Source organism: Rhizobium sp. CAU 1783 (assembly GCF_054551725.1).
This window is the reverse complement of the sequence record NZ_JBTOLM010000001.1, coordinates 487,011-504,765: the sequence shown is the minus strand read 5'-3', so window position 1 is coordinate 504,765 and position 17,755 is coordinate 487,011. Positions and strand designations below refer to the sequence as shown.

General features: G+C 63.8%; 15 protein-coding genes. 8 read left to right on the top strand and 7 right to left on the bottom strand.

Annotation, left to right across the window (positions count from 1 at the left end; all coding sequences use genetic code 11):
- Positions 1–49: 49 nt before the first annotated feature.
- A complete protein-coding gene (locus tag ACX93L_RS02240; RefSeq protein WP_459403327.1) occupies positions 50–400 on the bottom strand; it encodes a flagellar export protein FliJ in 351 nt (116 codons plus the stop codon).
- 444 nt (positions 401–844) lie between these two features.
- Here ACX93L_RS02240 and ctrA point away from each other — a divergent pair, with 444 nt between their 5' ends.
- On the top strand, positions 845–1,546 hold the full coding sequence (ctrA, locus tag ACX93L_RS02235) for a response regulator transcription factor CtrA (protein WP_054148338.1): 702 nt from the start codon (positions 845–847) through the stop codon (positions 1,544–1,546).
- 178 nt (positions 1,547–1,724) lie between these two features.
- On the opposite strand, the gene ACX93L_RS02230 is transcribed toward ctrA, so the two are convergent.
- Together ACX93L_RS02230 and chpT are read right to left on the bottom strand one after the other, a co-directional pair.
- Positions 1,725–2,087: a response regulator gene (locus ACX93L_RS02230; RefSeq protein WP_459403326.1), complete on the bottom strand. Its 363-nt coding sequence runs from the start codon at positions 2,085–2,087 to the stop codon at positions 1,725–1,727.
- A 172-nt stretch (positions 2,088–2,259) separates the two neighbouring features.
- Positions 2,260–2,907 (bottom strand): histidine phosphotransferase ChpT, encoded by a 648-nt coding sequence (gene chpT / locus ACX93L_RS02225; RefSeq protein WP_459403325.1) that lies wholly within the window; start codon positions 2,905–2,907, stop codon positions 2,260–2,262.
- Positions 2,908–3,094: 187 nt separating this feature from the next.
- On the opposite strand from chpT, the gene ACX93L_RS02220 reads away from it, so the two are divergent.
- Together ACX93L_RS02220 and ACX93L_RS02215 are read left to right on the top strand one after the other, a co-directional pair.
- Positions 3,095–3,685: a DUF1134 domain-containing protein gene (locus ACX93L_RS02220; RefSeq protein ID WP_459403324.1), complete on the top strand. Its 591-nt coding sequence runs from the start codon at positions 3,095–3,097 to the stop codon at positions 3,683–3,685.
- Between the two features lie 152 nt (positions 3,686–3,837).
- Entirely contained in the window at positions 3,838–5,034 is a 1,197-nt protein-coding gene (locus ACX93L_RS02215; protein ID WP_459403323.1) for a hypothetical protein, read from the top strand.
- Between the two features lie 51 nt (positions 5,035–5,085).
- Here the strand turns inward: ACX93L_RS02215 and ACX93L_RS02210 are convergent, their stop codons facing one another.
- On the bottom strand, positions 5,086–5,934 hold the full coding sequence (locus tag ACX93L_RS02210) for a TrmH family RNA methyltransferase (protein WP_459403322.1): 849 nt from the start codon (positions 5,932–5,934) through the stop codon (positions 5,086–5,088).
- A 12-nt stretch (positions 5,935–5,946) separates the two neighbouring features.
- Positions 5,947–6,336, bottom strand: coding sequence for a hypothetical protein (locus ACX93L_RS02205; RefSeq protein ID WP_459403321.1), 390 nt, complete (start codon positions 6,334–6,336; stop codon positions 5,947–5,949).
- Positions 6,337–6,508: 172 nt separating this feature from the next.
- Here ACX93L_RS02205 and ACX93L_RS02200 point away from each other — a divergent pair, with 172 nt between their 5' ends.
- The 3 genes from ACX93L_RS02200 to rpoH all read left to right on the top strand — a co-directional run bounded on the left by ACX93L_RS02200 (position 6,509) and on the right by rpoH (position 9,964).
- Complete coding sequence (locus ACX93L_RS02200) at positions 6,509–7,549, top strand: RluA family pseudouridine synthase (RefSeq protein WP_459403320.1); 1,041 nt, start codon at positions 6,509–6,511, stop codon at positions 7,547–7,549.
- A gap of 100 nt (positions 7,550–7,649) precedes the next feature.
- The gene (locus tag ACX93L_RS02195) at positions 7,650–8,897 is read left to right on the top strand and encodes an NAD(P)/FAD-dependent oxidoreductase (RefSeq protein WP_459403319.1); all 1,248 of its coding nucleotides are present in this window, start codon (positions 7,650–7,652) and stop codon (positions 8,895–8,897) included.
- Positions 8,898–9,061: 164 nt separating this feature from the next.
- Entirely contained in the window at positions 9,062–9,964 is a 903-nt protein-coding gene (gene rpoH / locus ACX93L_RS02190; protein WP_169586485.1) for an RNA polymerase sigma factor RpoH, read from the top strand.
- An 81-nt stretch (positions 9,965–10,045) separates the two neighbouring features.
- On the opposite strand, the gene ACX93L_RS02185 is transcribed toward rpoH, so the two are convergent.
- Together ACX93L_RS02185 and ACX93L_RS02180 are read right to left on the bottom strand one after the other, a co-directional pair.
- The gene (locus tag ACX93L_RS02185) at positions 10,046–12,511 is read right to left on the bottom strand and encodes a DNA polymerase III subunit gamma/tau domain-containing protein (RefSeq protein WP_459403318.1); all 2,466 of its coding nucleotides are present in this window, start codon (positions 12,509–12,511) and stop codon (positions 10,046–10,048) included.
- A gap of 61 nt (positions 12,512–12,572) precedes the next feature.
- Positions 12,573–13,871, bottom strand: coding sequence for an adenylosuccinate synthase (locus tag ACX93L_RS02180; protein ID WP_459403317.1), 1,299 nt, complete (start codon positions 13,869–13,871; stop codon positions 12,573–12,575).
- Between the two features lie 197 nt (positions 13,872–14,068).
- On the opposite strand from ACX93L_RS02180, the gene ACX93L_RS02175 reads away from it, so the two are divergent.
- On the top strand, positions 14,069–14,959 hold the full coding sequence (locus ACX93L_RS02175; protein WP_459403316.1) for a DMT family transporter: 891 nt from the start codon (positions 14,069–14,071) through the stop codon (positions 14,957–14,959).
- Between the two features lie 302 nt (positions 14,960–15,261).
- Positions 15,262–17,553: a polysaccharide biosynthesis tyrosine autokinase gene (locus ACX93L_RS02170; protein ID WP_459403315.1), complete on the top strand. Its 2,292-nt coding sequence runs from the start codon at positions 15,262–15,264 to the stop codon at positions 17,551–17,553.
- The last annotated feature ends 202 nt before the right edge of the window (positions 17,554–17,755 follow it).

Below are 17,755 nucleotides of genomic sequence, written 5' to 3'. Positions count from 1 at the left end.
GTCTAGACCGCGCCGCCTTTCAGCCTGTTCATGGATCCGCGATCCGTAGTCAGGCCCGGATGCGCATCTGGCCGTCACGCTCTTCGAGCGCAGCCGCCTTGGCATGTTCAGCCTCCGCCTCCTCGAGCGCGAGCTCGGCCGCTTCCTGCTGAACCTTCAGTTCACGGATCGACACCTGGAGATTGTCGGCCCGCTGCCGGGCCGCCTTCGCGAAGGTTGGATAGGCGAAATGGTTTGGATCGCTGATCCCGGACTTCTTTTCCTCGATGGCGATCTGGTTTTCCAGCTCCTTCGCCATCCGCTCGAACTCCGCCATCATCGATTGCAACTGTTGCAATTGCCGACGCTTTTCTGTGACCTGAAATCCTTTCAGGCGCACTAGGCTCTCACGCGACTTCATACGCAATACTCCCGTGATGCGAGACCCCCCGCCACACTTACCGACAAAAAGCCAAGCCGGTTTTTCGACGAATCATTCTCGAAAAAAAACGGCGGCGTTAACAAAAAACTACCGTTGGTAACCTTTCGTTTACGGGCATCGTTAATGATAGGGGAGATCATTTAAGGGTCAGTAAATGCCAGGGCCTGAAAAAGCCCATGACAATGATGAGTCAAATGAATCGGTTGCGGGTAGATCTTCACGTTCTGATTCAAGTGTGGCGATGCCGAAAACACATGAGAAATCAGAAGACTGGTATCTTTGTTTAATAAATTCGATACACCTTGCCAGAAGGAATCAGAATTTGTTAACCATTTGGTGGCAGCCTTCAAATCAGGCAACGACTGGATCCGTATCGCGTAGGGGGCCAAGTACGACCTTTCGGCGGCGGTAAAGGGGATAATTATGCGGGTTCTACTCATTGAAGACGATAGCGCCACGGCGCAGAGCATCGAGCTGATGCTCAAATCGGAGAGTTTCAACGTCTACACGACCGATCTCGGCGAAGAAGGCGTGGATCTCGGAAAGCTCTACGACTACGACATCATTCTGCTCGACCTGAACCTGCCGGACATGTCTGGCTATGAAGTGCTGCGCACGCTGCGGCTTTCCAAGGTCAAGACGCCTATCCTCATTCTCTCGGGCATGGCAGGCATCGAAGACAAGGTTCGCGGCCTCGGCTTCGGCGCCGACGACTACATGACCAAGCCGTTCCACAAGGACGAGCTGGTTGCGCGCATCCACGCCATCGTCCGCCGTTCCAAGGGCCACGCCCAGTCGATCATCATCACCGGCGAACTGATCGTGAACCTCGACGCCAAGACCGTTGAAGTCGGCGGCCAGCGCGTTCACCTCACCGGCAAGGAATACCAGATGCTGGAGCTGCTTTCGCTCCGCAAGGGTACGACCCTCACCAAGGAAATGTTCCTGAACCACCTTTACGGCGGCATGGACGAGCCGGAACTCAAGATCATCGACGTATTCATCTGCAAGCTGCGCAAGAAGCTCGCAAACGCCGCAGGCGGCGCGAACTATATCGAGACTGTCTGGGGCCGCGGCTACGTGCTGCGCGAGCCGGATGGCGCCGAATACATGGAAACCGCCTGATCCCTTTCAGGCGAAGACCCGCAAAGCACTCGACCTGCCCCTCACCGGGCAGGTTTTTTGTTGCCTTTACCTTCGTGCGACAGGTCTGGTTACCCTCACCCGCCTACCGGTTCGGCGAACGAAAAACGCCCCGGTCGTGCCAGGGCGTTCGCAAGTCATCTGATTCGCGTGAAGGATGTCAGGCGGCGATCGCCTTGTCCGTGAACATTTGGGTCAGGATCTTGCGGTCGAAGGGCTTCAGCAGGAAATCGTTCGCGCCGGCACGCTTGCCAGCCATCATCGTCTTGAGGTCGGCCTCGATCACGCAGTAGTAGATGCGCACGCCCTTGCCTTCCGGCAGCGCGCGGATGTTGGCGATGAGGTCGAGGGCCCCTTCAAGGCCTGCATCGACGATGACGATGTTCGGAAGCTCCGTTTCGCAGCGCATCAGTGCCTCGCGGGCAGACCCGGCTTCGAGCACGAGGAAACCGAGCTCGGACAGGATCTTGCGGCCGACTTTGCGCACCACGTCGGAACTATCTGCGATCATCAAACGCTGCATCACACACTCCCATGCCACCATCGTCCCCGTAATGGGGATTACCGCGCATGCAACCGAATGTAGGCGCCTTCAACTAAGGAAACGTTACCGCGAATCACTTCTCTCGGCCCCAAAATGAAACGGCACGCCCGAAGCGTGCCGTTATTTTATTCGGTGGGAGGAGACGAGCCGCTCAGGCGGCCGCCATCTCAGCGGTGAAGACGATCTCCTCGTCGGTCTGCACATACTTGAGTTCCATGCCGCATTCCTCGGCGAGCAGCACCGTGTAATAGGGCTGGATCGAGTGGGCATCGATCGCCTCCTCGATCTGGCCGTTGCAGATCTCGGCGAACTTCGACGGCACGCGCATCATGCGGCCCTTCGAGGTGATCGTGAACTTCGCCTCGTATTCCGGGTTTTCGAGCGTGACGTCCAGCTGGCCGCCGCGCGGAATGGAACCGTAGGCGACGAGGAACAGGTTGAGGAGCAACTTGACCCGGTTCTTGGCGATGATCGCCCGCGGCCCATTCCAGCTGACTTCGGTCTTCTTTTCGGCAGCGGCGAAATCCTTGGCGGCCTTCTCGGCCTCGCCGGTATCGATCGACGCACCGACGGAACCCGAGGCGCCGAAGGCGAGGCGGGCGAATTTCAGGCGGACCGAGGCGTTGAGTGCGCTGGTGCGGATGAGGTCCATGGCATCGGCGTCGGCACCGCCCTCGTCGAGCAGTTCGAGGCCGTTGTTGATGGCGCCGACCGGCGAGATCACGTCGTGGCAGACGCGGCTGCACAGCAGAGCCGCAAGGTCGGGACCGGCAAGGGTGAGGTTTACATTCTTCGGCATCGCTCTCTCCTGAAGATCAATCCCCACGAAAGGGCCGGATGCGCGGATACGGGCGCCCGGTGTGGTCGGATTCCTACGGCCATAATGACACCATATTTGGTAAACCGATTATTAAGATGATCATCGGTAAATAGCTTTACCCGCATTGGCGATGCCGTTTGCATCAATTCTGGATGGAGGAGACCCCATGCGCTTCGTGACGACCCAAGCCCTTGCCGCCTTCCGTGCATGCCTTGCGGCCGCACTTCTCCTCGCGGCAGGCGTCGGCATCTCCGCCCGGCCGGCGATCGCCGCCGGCGAATACACCGCCCAGGAAATCGTCGACGCCGGCCACGGCTTCTTCGGCGAGACCAGCGGCGCGCTCGCCAAGGTCATCGAAGAGGCCTTCCAGCAGCACGGTCTGCCGAACGGCTACATCCTCGGCCAGGAGGGCTCCGGCGCATTCGTTGCCGGCCTGACCTATGGCGAAGGCCAGCTCAACACCAAGAATGCCGGCCAGCACGACGTCTTCTGGCAAGGCCCCTCGCTCGGCATCGACTACGGCGGCAATGGCACCCGCGTGATGATGCTCGTCTACGACCTGCCCGCCGTCGAGAGCCTTTACGCCCGCTATGGCGGCGTCAGCGGTTCCGCCTATGTCGTCGCCGGCGTCGGCATGACGGTGCTGAAGAGCCGCAACGTGGTGCTCGTCCCGATCCGCACCGGCATCGGTGCCCGTCTCGGCGTCAATGTCGGCTACCTCAAGCTCACCCGGCAGCCCACCTGGAACCCCTTCTGACCGCATGTCGGCGCAGGGTCCGCACAAGCTCGGTCCCCTCTAGTCCCCATGCAATAGTTTACCGGTCCGCATAAGCCTGCGCCGCTTGTCTCCACGAGCGGCGCATGTTTAATGGTCGAGGTCTTCCAGATGAACACAAGTGTGGCACACCCGTGATCGAATACGCCCTGCTTTTTGGATTGGGTTTTCTGGCGGCAGCGCTGCTCGTCATGCTCATCGCGCCGTCGATACATCAGCGTATCGTGCTCTATACCGAGAACCGCCTGAAGGCGACGATGCCGCTGAGTCCGCAGGAAATCCGTGCCCAGAAGGACATGGTCCGTGCCGTCTATGCCGCTGAAAACGCCCGCACCACCCAGGAGCTGATTCGCGAACGGGAGAAGGCATCGAGCCTGAAGCTCGCCAACGAGACCCTCGGCAGGGAGGCGAGCCGCCTCCTGGCGGAGGCACAGGAACTGCAGGTCCAGATCAACGACATGAGTGTCGAGGCGGCCGACTTCCGCTCCAAGGTACGTCGCGCCGAATTCGAGGCCGACAACCTGCGCGAGGCGCTGCGCCGCACCGAGGAAACCTCGGCGGCCAAGGATGTCGAGCTCGCGAACCTCGCCCGCCGCGTCGACCGCATGATGGCTGACATCGACAACCTGAAGATCGAGCGGACGACGCGTGAGACCGAGATCGAGAACCTCAAGATGCGCGTCCAGTCGCTGCGGGACGAACGCGAGGATCTGCGCCGCGAGGCCAAGCTCGTGACGAAGCGCGCCAAGGACGCCGAAATCCGGCTGTCCCAGGAAGAGCACAAGCTTCTCAGGCTCGATGACCGGCTTGGCCGGGAAATGGCGGAGAACGTCGACAAGGAGGCCATGCTCGAGCGCCGCCTGAAGGAGATCGCCCGCCTGAAGCAGAGCCTGAAGACGGCAAACGGACAGGTGCGCACCGCCGTCCGTGCTCTTCGTGCCGCCAATGTGCCGGTGCCGGCCTTCGAGGAGATCGAGGTAGCGGAAGAGGAACCGGCCGCAGAAACCGTGCTGAACGACGCCCCGGCCCGCCAGAATGTCGACGCCCTTTCCGAGGAACTGCGCAATCGCCACATCGCCCTGACCGAGCGCCTGCTGAAGGCCAAGGCCGCGACCAATGACAAGGCGCTCCGCGAGGAGATTGCCGACATCGCGGCGAAGATGATCGTCCTGACGGCGGCCCGCGAGGGGGAGACATCCCCCATCCCAGACCTTTTGCGGGCCAAGTCTCAGAAGAGTGCGGGCAAGGGATTGTCTCTGGCCGAGCGTGTCCTTGCGATCGACCCGTCGCTGTCCAGGAATGCCGTCGCCCAGCCACCCGCGGGCGAATGAGCCACGGTTGACCGGGAGTCGCTTACTCCCTGATTCCGAAATATTGCGCCGTCAGCGCCCCTGACGTCCCTCAAGACGCCCCATGGCCCGCGCCATGCTGTAGAGCGCGATCCCGCTGGCCGTCCCGACATTGAGGCTGTCGAGCCCCGGCGACTGGGCGATGCGCGCGCTGCGGAAGCGCTTGAGGATATGCGCAGGCAGCCCATCGCCTTCCGTGCCCATCACGAGCGCCATGCGCCGCGCCGGGGCAATATCGCCGATCTCGATCTCACCGGCCGGCGACAGCGCCCAGATCTCGAAGCCGGCGTCGGCGAGTTTTCCAAGCAGGTCCTCGGCCGAACTCTCCCGGGCATAGGGCATCGCCAGCACCGACCCGACGGACACCCTGAGCGCCTTGCGGTAGAGCGGATCGCAGCACGTCTCGTCGAGCAGCACCGCATCGGCAAAGAAGCCCGCGGCATTACGAAAAAGAGCGCCGATGTTGTCGTGGTTGGAGATGCCGCAGCCGACGAGAACGAGGCAGTGGTCGGGCAGCCTGTCGATCAGTTCGGCGGCGGCCAGACCGGCATCGCGCCGGCCGAGCGCCAGCACGCCGCGATGAAGGTGGAAGCCGGCGATCGCGTCGAGCACCGCGCCATCGGCGACATAGACCGGCACGTCCGCGGCAAAGGCGTCGATCAGATCGGCGACGCCCTCGACGCGGTTCTTGAGAAGCAGGAGCTTTTCGGCGGCAATCCCCCTGCCGGCGCGATGGGCCGCGGCGAGCATGCGCAGCACCACCGTGCCTTCGGCGATGAACCGCCCACCGCGTCCGGTGAGATCACGCTCGCGGATCTGCGAGAACTCCGCGATCCGCGGATCGTGCGGATCGGTGATCTCGATGACGCTTCGACCGGACACGTGGGTTGTCGCTCAGTTGGCGGAAAGCGTCACGTCCGCGACGATGCGGCCGACGGCGAGATCGAGCACAAGAGCCTTGCGAACGCCGTCCGCCATCTCACCGTAGAACAGCACCTGCTGGCCGGAAAGCGAGGTCGAAAGCACCCGGAAGCCGGTGGGCAGTGCGGCCGTCAGGCTGATGGGCTGATCGACGGGAACGGAGAGGCCCGGCGCGCTGACGGCCGGCTGCGCAGCGCCGTCCTTGCGCGTCACCTTGTAGACGATCGCCGCAAGCACCGCCATGAACATCAGGAGCATGATGCCGCCGGAAACGAGCTGGAGCTTCACCATCTTGCGGCGAACGTTTTCCATCGCCGGATCGAGCGGCTTTTCTTCCTGTTCGTCGAGGTCGACATTTGCCATGGCGGGTGTCTCTGTTCCTGATGTTCGCGACCTATGACACATCTTTTCCGGCGCGAACCCTCCGGGAAAAACCAGCCAGGACCATGGCTGTCGATTGTGGAAGGCCTCAGTCTGTGCCAAAGGCATCGAAACATCGGCCGCAACGCCGGTGGTTCTCACGCGGGATGACAGTATGACCGACCCCTTTAAACAAGCCGACGCGGCAAGAAAAGACCTGATTGCCGGGGATGACGCGGAAGGACGGCTCGATGCCTGGCTGGCCGCGGCCCTCGAGGGCGAGTTTTCGCGCAACCGGGTGAAGGCGCTGATCGAACAGGGCGCGGTGCAGATCAACGACACGGTGATCACCGAGCCGAAGCGCAAGATCCGTCCGGGCGACCGGCTGTCGATCGTCATGCCCGAGCCGGAGGATCCCGAGCCGAAGGGCGAGGACATTCCGCTGGACGTGCTCTACGAGGACGGCGACCTGATCGTCATTGCCAAGCCGCCGGGCCTGGTCGTGCATCCGGGCGCCGGAAACTGGACCGGCACGCTGGTCAATGCGCTGATCCATCACTGTGGCGACAGCCTGTCGGGGATCGGCGGCGTGAAGCGCCCGGGCATCGTTCACCGGCTCGACAAGGACACCTCCGGTGTCATGGTCGTGGCAAAGAACGACCTAGCCCATCGCCACCTCGCCGACCAGTTTGCCGACCACGGCCGCACCGGCCCGCTGGAGCGCGCCTATCAGGCGGTGGTCTGGGGCCGGCCCCGCACCCTGCACGGCACCATCGACGCACCGCTCGGGCGCGCCGGCGACCGCACCAAGCGGGCGGTGAAGAAGGAAGACACCGACGACGCCCGTGAGGCAATCACCCACTACGAGGTGCTGGAGCGCTACGGCGAGAAGCCGGATGCGACCTGCCTCGCCTCGCTGGTCGAATGCCGCCTGGAGACGGGGCGGACCCACCAGATCCGCGTCCACATGGCCCATATCGGCCATCCGCTGATCGGCGACCAGGATTATGGCCAGGCCTTCAAGACCAAGGCCAACCTTCTGCCCGAGCCCGCACGCTCCGAAGTACGGGATTTCCCGCGCCAGGCCCTTCACGCGTACCTGCTCGCCTTCGAGCATCCGACCACCGGGGAGACGATGCATTTCACAGCCCCGATCCCGGACGACATGCAGAAGATCATCGACGCCTTGCGGGCCGTGGAAGCGACCGCGAAGTAGCCGGAGAAATCGAGGCGTCTGCGGAAACTTCGCAGCGCCTCGCGCGTTGATCGGGCTCACCAGAGCGCGAAGCATGTCGCTTCGCCGGCCGGGGGTCCCGATGAGCAACCGCAAACCTGTTCTGAACAAGCGGCGCGACCTGCGCAGCGATCGTCCTCTGTGGGCCGCCACACCTCGCATTTCGGTGACCGCCTCATCGGCACCGCGACACCGCGATTATGATGTCATCATCATGGGAACCGGCATCAGTGGCGCCCTCGCCGCCGAAGCGCTTTCACGCGTCCGTGGCCGCCGGATCCTGATGGTCGATCGTCGCGATCCCGTGCGCGGCAGCACGCTCGCTAGTACGGCGATGATCCAGCACGAGATCGACACGCCCCTTAGGGATCTGTCGCGTTTGATCGGCGCCGATCATGCCGCCCGGGCCTGGCGTCGCTCGGCCGCGTCCGTGACCCGCCTTGCCGAGCTCGTGGAGGAGTTGAAGCTCGACTGCGGTTTCGAGCGCCGCAGCACACTCTATCTCGCCGGGAACGAATACGGCTTGCGAGCCTTGCGTGAGGAGGCGGATTTGCGGCGCGGCGCCGGGCTGGATGCCGAGTATATCGACAGGGCGGAACTTGGCGAACGCTTCGGCATCGACCGCACCGCCGCCATCGTCTCGCACTGCTCGGCAAGCGCCAACCCCGGCCAGTTGACCGCCGGATTGCTCGGTGTCGCCGCCGGGCGCGGCGTCGAGATTGTTGCCCCGCTGGCGATCGCCGATCTCGTCGAAACGCGGGACGGCGTTGTCGTATCGACCGCCGACGGCCGCCTGCTTACCGCAGCCGATGTCGTGGCCTGTACGGGATACGAATATCTTTCCATGATGGAGAGCGCTGAGCATCAGGTCATCTCCACCTGGGCGATCGCCTCGGAACCCGCAACGCCCCGTCCACCTTGGCTCAAGGACTTCCTCGTCTGGGAAGCCTCCGATCCATACCTCTATTTTCGTTCCACGCCGGACGGCCGGATCATCGCCGGCGGTGAGGATGAGGCCGATCCCCTTGCCCACAAGGATCCGGCAAAGGCAGAGCGCAAGTTTGCCCGGATCGCTGCAAAGCTGAAGGAGCTGACCGGCATCGACGTTGGCAGCCCGGCCTATGGTTGGTCGGCCCCCTTCGGCACGACGACCACCGGCCTGCCGATCATCGATCGGACACCCGGCCACGAACATACCCATGCCGTCATGGGTTTCGGCGGCAATGGCATCACCTTCTCGACCATCGCGGCCGAGCTGATTGCCGGGCGATTGGCGGGCAAGCCGGACGCCGACGAGGAGCTCTTTCGGTATCCCGGAAAAAGGCCCTAGCGCGCCGCTCAACCTTCACGGCCTCGTGATTTCGCCGCGCGCTTGAATCCCCGTTTGGCCACACTTATCTGTTAGGTGGGTTTCTGTGGGATTTTTGGAAATCCGCAGGGATCAGGCTTGCCCACTTGCCACGGGGAGCCACAGTTTCGAGAAGGGGGTGCTTTATGGCCCGCAACAATCTGCCTACCATTACCGCCGGCGAAGGCGGACTAAACCGTTACCTCGACGAGATTCGCAAGTTCCCGATGCTGGAACCGCAGCAGGAATACATGCTCGCGAAGCGCTATGCCGAGCACGGCGATCGCGACGCGGCCCATAAGCTCGTCACCAGTCACCTGCGCCTCGTCGCGAAGATCGCCATGGGTTATCGCGGCTACGGCCTGCCGATCGGCGAAGTCGTGTCCGAGGGCAATGTCGGCCTGATGCAGGCGGTCAAGAAATTCGACCCGGAGCGTGGCTTCCGCCTTGCGACCTATGCCATGTGGTGGATCAAGGCCTCGATCCAGGAATACATCCTGCGCTCGTGGTCGCTCGTGAAGATGGGCACCACCGCGAACCAGAAGCGTCTGTTCTTCAACCTGCGTCGCCTCAAGGGCAAGATCCAGGCGATCGAGGAAGGCGACCTGAAGCCGGAACAGGTGAGCGAGATCGCCACCAAGCTGAACGTGTCCGAGGAAGAAGTGATCTCGATGAACCGCCGCCTTTCGGGCGACGCTTCGCTGAATGCACCGATCCGCGCCACCGAAGGCGAATCCGGCCAGTGGCAGGATTGGCTGGTCGACGACCACGATAGTCAGGAAGAAGTGCTCATCGAGCAGGACGAGCTCGAAACCCGCCGCCGCATGCTGGCCAAGGCCATGAGTGTGCTGAACGATCGCGAAAAGCGCATCTTCCAGGCTCGCCGTCTGGCCGAAGACCCGGTCACGCTCGAAGAGCTGTCGGCCGAGTTCGACATCAGCCGCGAACGCGTCCGCCAGATCGAGGTGCGCGCCTTCGAAAAGGTTCAGGAGGCCGTCCAGAAGGAGGCGCTCGAAAGGGCCTCGGCCCTGCGGGTCGTTGAAGCCTGACCGGCCTTTCGCGAGCCGCTTGAAACAAGAAACCCGGGCCGCAAGGACCCGGGTTTTCTTTTGCGATCATGACGGCTCAGGTCAGTTGGTCGGCTTGCCGAGCGCCGCCCACTCCTTGAGCACCTGATCGAAGACAGCCGCACCCGCAGCGCCCTTGTCGAGGGTGAGAAGCGCGCGCCGACCGTTGCGGTAACTGACCGGAATGTCGATCCAGCCACGAGTCGCCAGAAGGTCGAGATTGGCCTTCATCACGTCCTGGAAGTCGTTGAGCGCCACCAGATAGGTGTCGTCGGTGACCTTGGCCGAAACGGCGACCAGCGGATCGCCGCGGTCCTGCTCGGTGCGCTTCATCGCGATGCGCTGCAGGTTGTCGATCGCCCCGCCCTCGAAATCGGCGGGCACGGAGAAGACGACCTCGATCAGATGGCTTGCCGGCAGCGAGCTGTCGGTGTTGCGCTTGATCGTGATGAGCGCGGAAAGGCCGCGATCCGGGATGGTGATCTTGCCCTGGATCTCGGGATTGGGCTTGCCGTCCTCACCCGTTTCGCGCAGCGCCGTCCAGGCGACAGTGCCGGGGATGGCCGTCGGCGACGTCTGGCCGAGCTTTTCCTCGTAGAGGAAGACCTTTTCACCATTTGCGATCGGCGCCGCAGTGTCGGGAGCCGCGGCCGGCGTCGCCGGCTGTGGAACGCCGGCATTGGTTCCGACGGCAGGCTGGTCGGTCGGCTCGACGGTCGAGGCGACATTCTGCTGCGCGACCGACTTGCCCTCGGTCGTCGGGCCGCCCGGAGCGGTTACGCCCGCGCCGTCGTCGACTTCCGTTCCATTGGCCAGAAGGCGCTGGGTGAATTTCTGTCCGCTGACAGACCCGTCGTCGGGCTTCGCCGCCGGCTGGGCTGCACCGGTTTCGACCGTCGGCTTCGGCTCTTCGGCGGTGCCCTGCGGTGCGGGTGCTGTACCGGCATCCGTTTCCGGCTTGGCGGGATCCGCGACGGGCGCGGTGCCGCCGCCGGTCAGGTCGCTGACCAGCTTCGTCACGGCATCGCGATAGGTCCAGGCTGCATAGCCGCCGCCGGCGACGAGCGCCACGCCGAGCAGGCCGAGAACGACCGGCGCATAATTGCGCCCCTTCTTCGGTTCGATGCGATAGGCGCGCTGCGGGTTGCTGGCCAGGAAGGAATCGACATCGTCGGTTCCCTTGCCACCGTTGCCGCCCTGCGCGGCCGTCAGATCGGCCTTCGGATCGAAGGCAAGGGTGTCCGGCTCGGAAGCTGCCTTCGGCGCCTCGTGCTCGGTAAACCAGTCGGAGAAGTCGTCCGAAGCAGGAAGCTCGTTCGCCGCCGTGCCGCTCTTGGCCGCAGGCTCGGCATAGGCGGCGCTGTCCCATTCGAGCAGGTCGACCGACGCCGGAATGGCCGGCTCCGCATGCGACGGAACCGGAGCGGCCGAAGCAGCTGCAGGCGCCATCGGGCCGAAATCGTCGAGCAGGTCATGGGCGTCATCGTGCGCGGCAGGCGTCGGCGCTGACTGTGCTGTTGACTGGGGTGCGGCGACCGGTTCGGTGGCCTGCTGCTGCCATTGCGGCGCCTCGGCCGGGAACTCCCAGGGCTCGTATTCGGTCGCGGCAGCGGGCTCGGCTCTCACCTCTTCGACCGCAGGCGCTACGGGCTCCGGCGCATAGTCGGTCGACGGACGGCGAACCCAGTCATCGTCGCTGGCAAACGGAATTTCCATGACGCGGTTGGAGGACGGCGGAGTCGGCACCGGCGCTGCGACCGGCTCGGACAGCAGGTCTTCAGCTTCCTCTGCCCGCACACTCTCGCGATGCTCCTCCGGCTCCTCCGTGGCAACCGGCTCGGCATAGCGGGGTTCGGGTTCCACATAGCCGGAAATGTAGTCATCGACGTCGGGATAGGCGACGGCGGCGGTGACCGGTGCGGACGCCACCGGCTCTTCGGCGACCTGCACGGGCTCCTCGGCCCACTGCACGACGTCTTCACGGACCGGCTCGGCGTGAACTTCGGCCTCGACCGTCGGCTCATCCTGATAAGGCGGCTCATAGGTCTCGACGACGACCGGCTCCGGTTCATGCTCGACCGGTCGGTAGGCAGGCTCGACCGCAACCTCGGTATAGGCCGGTTCCTCGGCGTGGACGGGTTCAGCCTCCGGAGCGACATGGGCCGGCTCGGCCTCCGGTTCCGGTTCTGCGACGGCTGTCGGTTCGGCAACGGGCTCAGGTTCGGCGACCGGCTGCGGCTCGGGTGCATGCCACTCTTCGGTCGGCCGTGGTGCCACGGCCTCTTCGAAGCTGGCGATGGCCTCCTCTTCGGGCAATGCCTCGGCGTGTTCGGCCTCGACCTCGCGAATGGCTGCATCCAGCTTTTCCAGCTGGCGCTGCAGCATCTGCTCCGGCGGACGCGGCGACATGTTCTCGAGCTGCCGGAGCACGGCTGCGCGGGCCTTCTCGTAGACCTTCGCGCGCATCTCCGGTGTATTGTTCGACAGCCCGTCCACGGCCCGTCGAATAACTGCGATAAAGTCAGCCATCAGCACTTTCTCTTGGTCGCCGGACTGATTCCGACTGACAAAACGTTAACGATTTCTATCATTAATCCTCAAATGGGTCCGTCACAAGTATGGTGTCGTCGCGCTCCGGGCTGGTCGACAGCAGCGCCACCGGCGCGCCAATCAGTTCCTCGACCTGGCGAACATACTTGATCGCCTGGGCCGGAAGGTCCGCCCACTTGCGGGCACCGACCGTCGATTCCTTCCAGCCTTCGAGCGTGATGTAGATCGGCTCGACGCGTGCCTGGGCCGCCTGGGCCGCCGGCAGGTAATCGATCTCCTGGCCGTCGAGCTTGTAGCCGACGCAGATCTTCAGCTCGTCGAGACCATCAAGGACGTCGAGCTTGGTGAGTGCGATGCCGGTGATGCCGTTGGTCGCGACCGACTGGCGCACCAGCGCGGCATCGAACCAGCCACAGCGACGCTTGCGGCCCGTGACCGTGCCGAATTCATGGCCCTTCTCGCCGAGGAACTGGCCGATCTCGTCGGTCAGTTCGGTCGGGAACGGACCTTCGCCGACGCGGGTCGTATAGGCCTTGGTGATGCCGAGGATGTAGCCGAGCGCACCCGGTCCCATACCCGAACCGGCAGCGGCCTGGCCGGCGACCGTGTTCGACGAGGTGACGAAAGGATAGGTGCCGTGGTCGATGTCGAGGAGCGACCCTTGAGCGCCTTCGAACAGGATGCGCGAACCCTTGCGGCGCTCCTTGTCGAGCAGCACCCAGACCGAGTCCATGAAGGGCAGCACACGGTCGGCGATCGAGGTCAGCTCGTCCATGATCGTCTTGTGCTCGACTTCGGGCGCGCCGAAACCGCGACGAAGGGCGTTGTGGTGGGTGAGGATGCGCTCGACCTTGCCTTCCAGCGCTTCGAGGTCTGCCAGGTCCATGACGCGAATCGCACGACGGCCGACCTTGTCCTCATAGGCCGGACCGATGCCGCGGCGGGTGGTGCCGATCTTCGTGCCGCTGTTGGTGGCCGCATCCTCGCGCATGCCGTCAAGCTCGCGATGCAGAGACAGGATGAGCGTGGCGTTTTCGGCGATTCGCAGGTTTTCCGGCGTCACCTCGACGCCCTGATCCTTCAGCCGGCCGATCTCGGCGATCAGCGCATGCGGATCGACGACGACGCCGTTGCCGATCACGGCCTTCTTGCCCGGACGGACAACGCCGGACGGAAGCAGCGACAGCTTGTAGCTGATACCATCGATCACAAGGGTATGACCGGCGTTATGGCCGCCCTGGAAACGGACAACGATATCCGCCCGCTCGGAGAGCCAGTCGACGATCTTGCCCTTGCCCTCGTCACCCCATTGCGAACCCACAACCACGACATTCGTCATTTCGAAATCCTGTTCACCGCGCATGCTCTGCGCTCAATCCAAACCCGCGCATCTATACTGTGTTGTTTTTATGAAATCGACCCGTTTATGCGAGGGGATTCGGCTTTTTGCGTGACAAAAAGCGCCCCCTCGCCTATCCCATGCGCCGAAACATTCCAGCCTTTCGCGCCCTCGCTCCCAGTTTTCGGTGAAATCCATTGCTTCTCAGAGCCTATTTCTTTCTCACCGTTGCGACGTTGTTCTGGGGCGGAAACACCATCGTCGGCAAGCTGGCGGTCGGCCATGTCAGCCCCATGGTGCTCAATGTTTCCCGCTGGGCGATCGCTTTTTGCGTGATCACGGCGATCTCGGTACCGCAGTTGAAGAAGGACTGGCCGGAACTGAAGCGCAACTGGCTGCTCCTGCTCGCCTTCGGTGCGATCGGCTACACGGCCTTCAACGGCTTCCTCTATTCGGCCCTGAAATATACGAGCGCGGTCAACGGCGCGATCGAGCAGGGCGGCATTCCGGTGCTGATCTTTATCCTCAATTACCTCCTTTTCCGTATACCGGTCTCGTTCGTCCAGATCGTCGGCTTCGCCATCAGCTTCGTCGGCGTCGCGCTGACCGCGAGCCACGGTGACCTGTACGCCCTTCTGTCGCTCTCGCTCAATTTCGGTGACGCGCTGCTGTTGCTCGCCGTCGTCGCCTATGCGGTCTACACCATCGGCCTGCGCTGGCGCCCCGCCATTCACTGGAAGAGCATGATGGCAGGCTCGGCCCTCGGCGCCGCACTCTCCGCGATTCCGCTCGTCGTCTGGGAAGAGGCCAATGGCAGCCTTATCCTGCCCGACGCGCTCGGCTGGGGCATCATCGCCTATGCGGCCCTGCTCCCCTCGCTGATCTCTCAGGTCTTCTACATCATGGGTGTCGAAGGCATCGGCGCCAACAGGGCGGGCCTGTTCATCAACCTGGTCCCGGTCTTCGGCACGCTGCTCTCCATCGCCCTGCTCGGCGAGGCCCTGCAATTCCTGCATGTGCTGGCCCTCGCTTTGGTGCTCGGCGGCATCGCCATCGCCGAATGGGGCAAGCCCCGGCAGCCGGTGTGACAGTCATCCACGCATCGGCTGTTGACAGCGAACTAGAATACAATCTTAAATAGTGGTCGCGATTGCAATTCCGAATTTTTTCTGGGATCGCGCGCAGACCGGACTGTGGCAAATGGCCGGCACCGTCCGGTAACCTGTCGGCATTGTAGTTTCATCGCATGTGATGCCACCTCCCTCACGCTCGCGGCCGAACGACGCCCGTGCGCGCATCCTGCCGGGAGGTCCCTGATGAATTGACGCGGCGGCAGCCAAGGCCCGCCGGACCTGTCCGTGAGTTCCTTGTGTTGCGTGAGGGTACTGCGTTGTTGTCACCGGATAAGTCTCTCCTTCGCCCTGCCGACGACGGCCAACCGGCCGCCACTCCGGATTTCGCCGCCGACATGGAAAGAGTGTTCGGGATGGTCCGCCGCCAGTGGCGCACTGCCGCGATCGGTTTCACGGTGGGCCTCGGCCTCGCGATCTGCGTACTCGCGACCGCCGAGCATCGCTATACCGCCCAGGCGAGCATACTGGTCGACCGTGGCGCGGACGTCCTTCTCGATCGCCTCTCGGCCTCTGCGGACCGCGAAGCCGACGACGCCGCGATGCTGAGCGAGGTCGAGCTCCTTCGGTCCGATACGATCGCGCGCAAGGTCGTCAGCGATCTCGAACTGGGCGGCGACCCGGCCTTTGCCGAGCCGAATCGGCCCATCTTGCTGGCAGCGCTGCATGCGCTCGCCGCGATACGCCCGTGGCTCGCCGGTGAGGCGGACGCGCACGAGGCATCGACCGAGAACGACCGCGCGGCCGCCCGTCGTCTTCTCGACAATCTCTGGGTCGAGCGCATCGGCCGCAGCCGCGTCGTCGACATTCGCTACACCGCGGCAGATCCCCGGCAGGCGGCCCGGATCGCCAACGCCATTGCCGAAGCCTATCTCGCCGACGCGCTCGCAGCAAAATACGATGCCACCCGGCGCGCCGGGACCTGGCTCGAGGCCCGCGTTGCCGAACTCAAGCAGAAGGCCGGCGAATCCGATCTCGCCGTCCAGAAGTTCAAGGCGGAAAATGGCCTGCAGACGGCGAATGGCCGGCTTGTCAGCGACCAGCAGCTGACCGAACTCAACAGCGCCCTGATCGTCGCCCAGGCAGATGTCGCCAAGGCGAAAGCCCGGCAAGAACGGCTGCAGGCGATCATCGATGCCGGCCGCACCGATGCCATAGTCACCGACGTGCTCGATAGCTCGATCTCCAACGAACTGCGCCGCCGCTATCTCGAAGCTTCCAAACAGGAGGCCGACATATCGCGGCGCCTCGGCGCGAACCACGCGCAGGCGGCACGCCTGCGATCCGACATGGAGGAGCTCGAACGTCTGATGTTCGAGGAGCTCGGCCGGATCGCCGAGAGCTACCGGAGCGAGGTGAAGGTCGCCCAGTCGCGCGAACAGTCCTTGCGCGACAGCGTGGCCACCGCCAAGGGAGAAAATGCACTTGCGGGCGAAAGCCAGGTACGGCTGCGCGAACTGGAACGCACCGCCGAGACCTATCGCAGCCTGCACCAGACCTTCCTCCAGCGCCTTCAAGAGGCCGCCCAGCAGCAGGGTTTTCCGCTGGCCGAAGCCCGGATCATCTCGCCGGCGACCACGCCGGACGGTCAGAGTTTTCCGCCGCCGCGGCTTGTGTTGGCGCTCGGCGCGCTGATGGGTCTGCTGGCCGGAGGCGGGGTCGGCGCCTATCGTGAACTTTCCGACCGGACGTTGCGCATCGGTGACCAGGTCCGCGACGAACTCGGTCTTGCCTTCCTCGGCAGCGCTCCGCTCCTCGCCAATGAAGGCTGTTCGACCACGGAGCAGCATCCCCGCAGCCTCTTCCATGCCGGCACGCTGACCACCCATGTCGCCGACAATCCGCTATCACCCTTCGCCGAGACGCTGCGACGGGCGAAGCTTGCTGTCGACCTGTTGCCAGCCGGCGGTGGAGCGAAGGTGATCGGCGTCGTTTCCGCTCTGCCCGGCGAGGGCAAGTCGACCATCGCGATCAACCTCGCGCAACTGCTGGCCCTGCAGGGAGAAAGAACGCTTCTGATCGACGCGGACCTGCGCAACCCCGGCGCCACCCGGGCCGTCGCCCGCCACGCCTCGGCCGGCCTCGTCGAAGTGCTGACGGCCGAGCGGTCGCTGCGCGACCTGTTGTTTCTCGACCGGAGGTCGAGGCTCGCCTTCCTCGCAGCCGTACCCGGCCGTCGCGCCGCCCGATCGTCGGAACTCCTCGCCTCCTCCGCCATGCAGTCGCTCCTCGATACGGCGCGCGACCATTTCGACTATGTGATCCTCGATCTCCCACCGCTTGCACCCGTCATCGACGCCCGCGTGGTGGCCGACCAGCTCGGCGGGTTCCTCGCGGTGGTGGAATGGGGTGTGACGCCGATCCGCACGGTCAAGGACGCCTTGTTCGACAACGAGGACATCGCGCGAAAATGCCTCGGAGTGGTGCTGAACAAGCTCGATCCGGAAAAGATGAAGCTCTACCGCGCCTATGGATCGACCGACTACTATGAAGAACGCTTCGCTGCCTACTATCGCGAGGCGGCCAGCGTCGAGGAACCGGCCTCGCGATAGGGCCAAAACTCAATCAGGATAGGTGTTCTGTTGGCCCGGATGGGATTGAATGGAAGCGAACAAGCACAAGGTAAGGCCGTGAGGCCTTGCCGAGCATTGTTCGCAATCAGGCGGCCCATCCGGGCCAACCCTTCGGGCACGTCGCGTCTTGGGCCTGCGGGTGTCGGAAAGGTTTGAAAATGATCCGCATTTCCCGCACCTT

What these genes read in the sequence shown, in the direction of transcription:
- ACX93L_RS02240 (WP_459403327.1), bottom strand. Translation starts at nt 400, where the DNA reads ATGAAGTCGCGTGAGAGCCTAGTGCGCCTGAAAGGATTTCAGGTCACA.
- ctrA (WP_054148338.1), top strand. Translation starts at nt 845, where the DNA reads ATGCGGGTTCTACTCATTGAAGACGATAGCGCCACGGCGCAGAGCATC.
- ACX93L_RS02230 (WP_459403326.1), bottom strand. Translation starts at nt 2,087, where the DNA reads ATGCAGCGTTTGATGATCGCAGATAGTTCCGACGTGGTGCGCAAAGTC.
- chpT (WP_459403325.1), bottom strand. Translation starts at nt 2,907, where the DNA reads ATGCCGAAGAATGTAAACCTCACCCTTGCCGGTCCCGACCTTGCGGCT.
- ACX93L_RS02220 (WP_459403324.1), top strand. Translation starts at nt 3,095, where the DNA reads ATGCGCTTCGTGACGACCCAAGCCCTTGCCGCCTTCCGTGCATGCCTT.
- ACX93L_RS02205 (WP_459403321.1), bottom strand. Translation starts at nt 6,336, where the DNA reads ATGGCAAATGTCGACCTCGACGAACAGGAAGAAAAGCCGCTCGATCCG.
- ACX93L_RS02200 (WP_459403320.1), top strand. Translation starts at nt 6,509, where the DNA reads ATGACCGACCCCTTTAAACAAGCCGACGCGGCAAGAAAAGACCTGATT.
- ACX93L_RS02195 (WP_459403319.1), top strand. Translation starts at nt 7,650, where the DNA reads ATGAGCAACCGCAAACCTGTTCTGAACAAGCGGCGCGACCTGCGCAGC.
- rpoH (WP_169586485.1), top strand. Translation starts at nt 9,062, where the DNA reads ATGGCCCGCAACAATCTGCCTACCATTACCGCCGGCGAAGGCGGACTA.
- ACX93L_RS02185 (WP_459403318.1), bottom strand. Translation starts at nt 12,511, where the DNA reads ATGGCTGACTTTATCGCAGTTATTCGACGGGCCGTGGACGGGCTGTCG.
- ACX93L_RS02180 (WP_459403317.1), bottom strand. Translation starts at nt 13,871, where the DNA reads ATGACGAATGTCGTGGTTGTGGGTTCGCAATGGGGTGACGAGGGCAAG.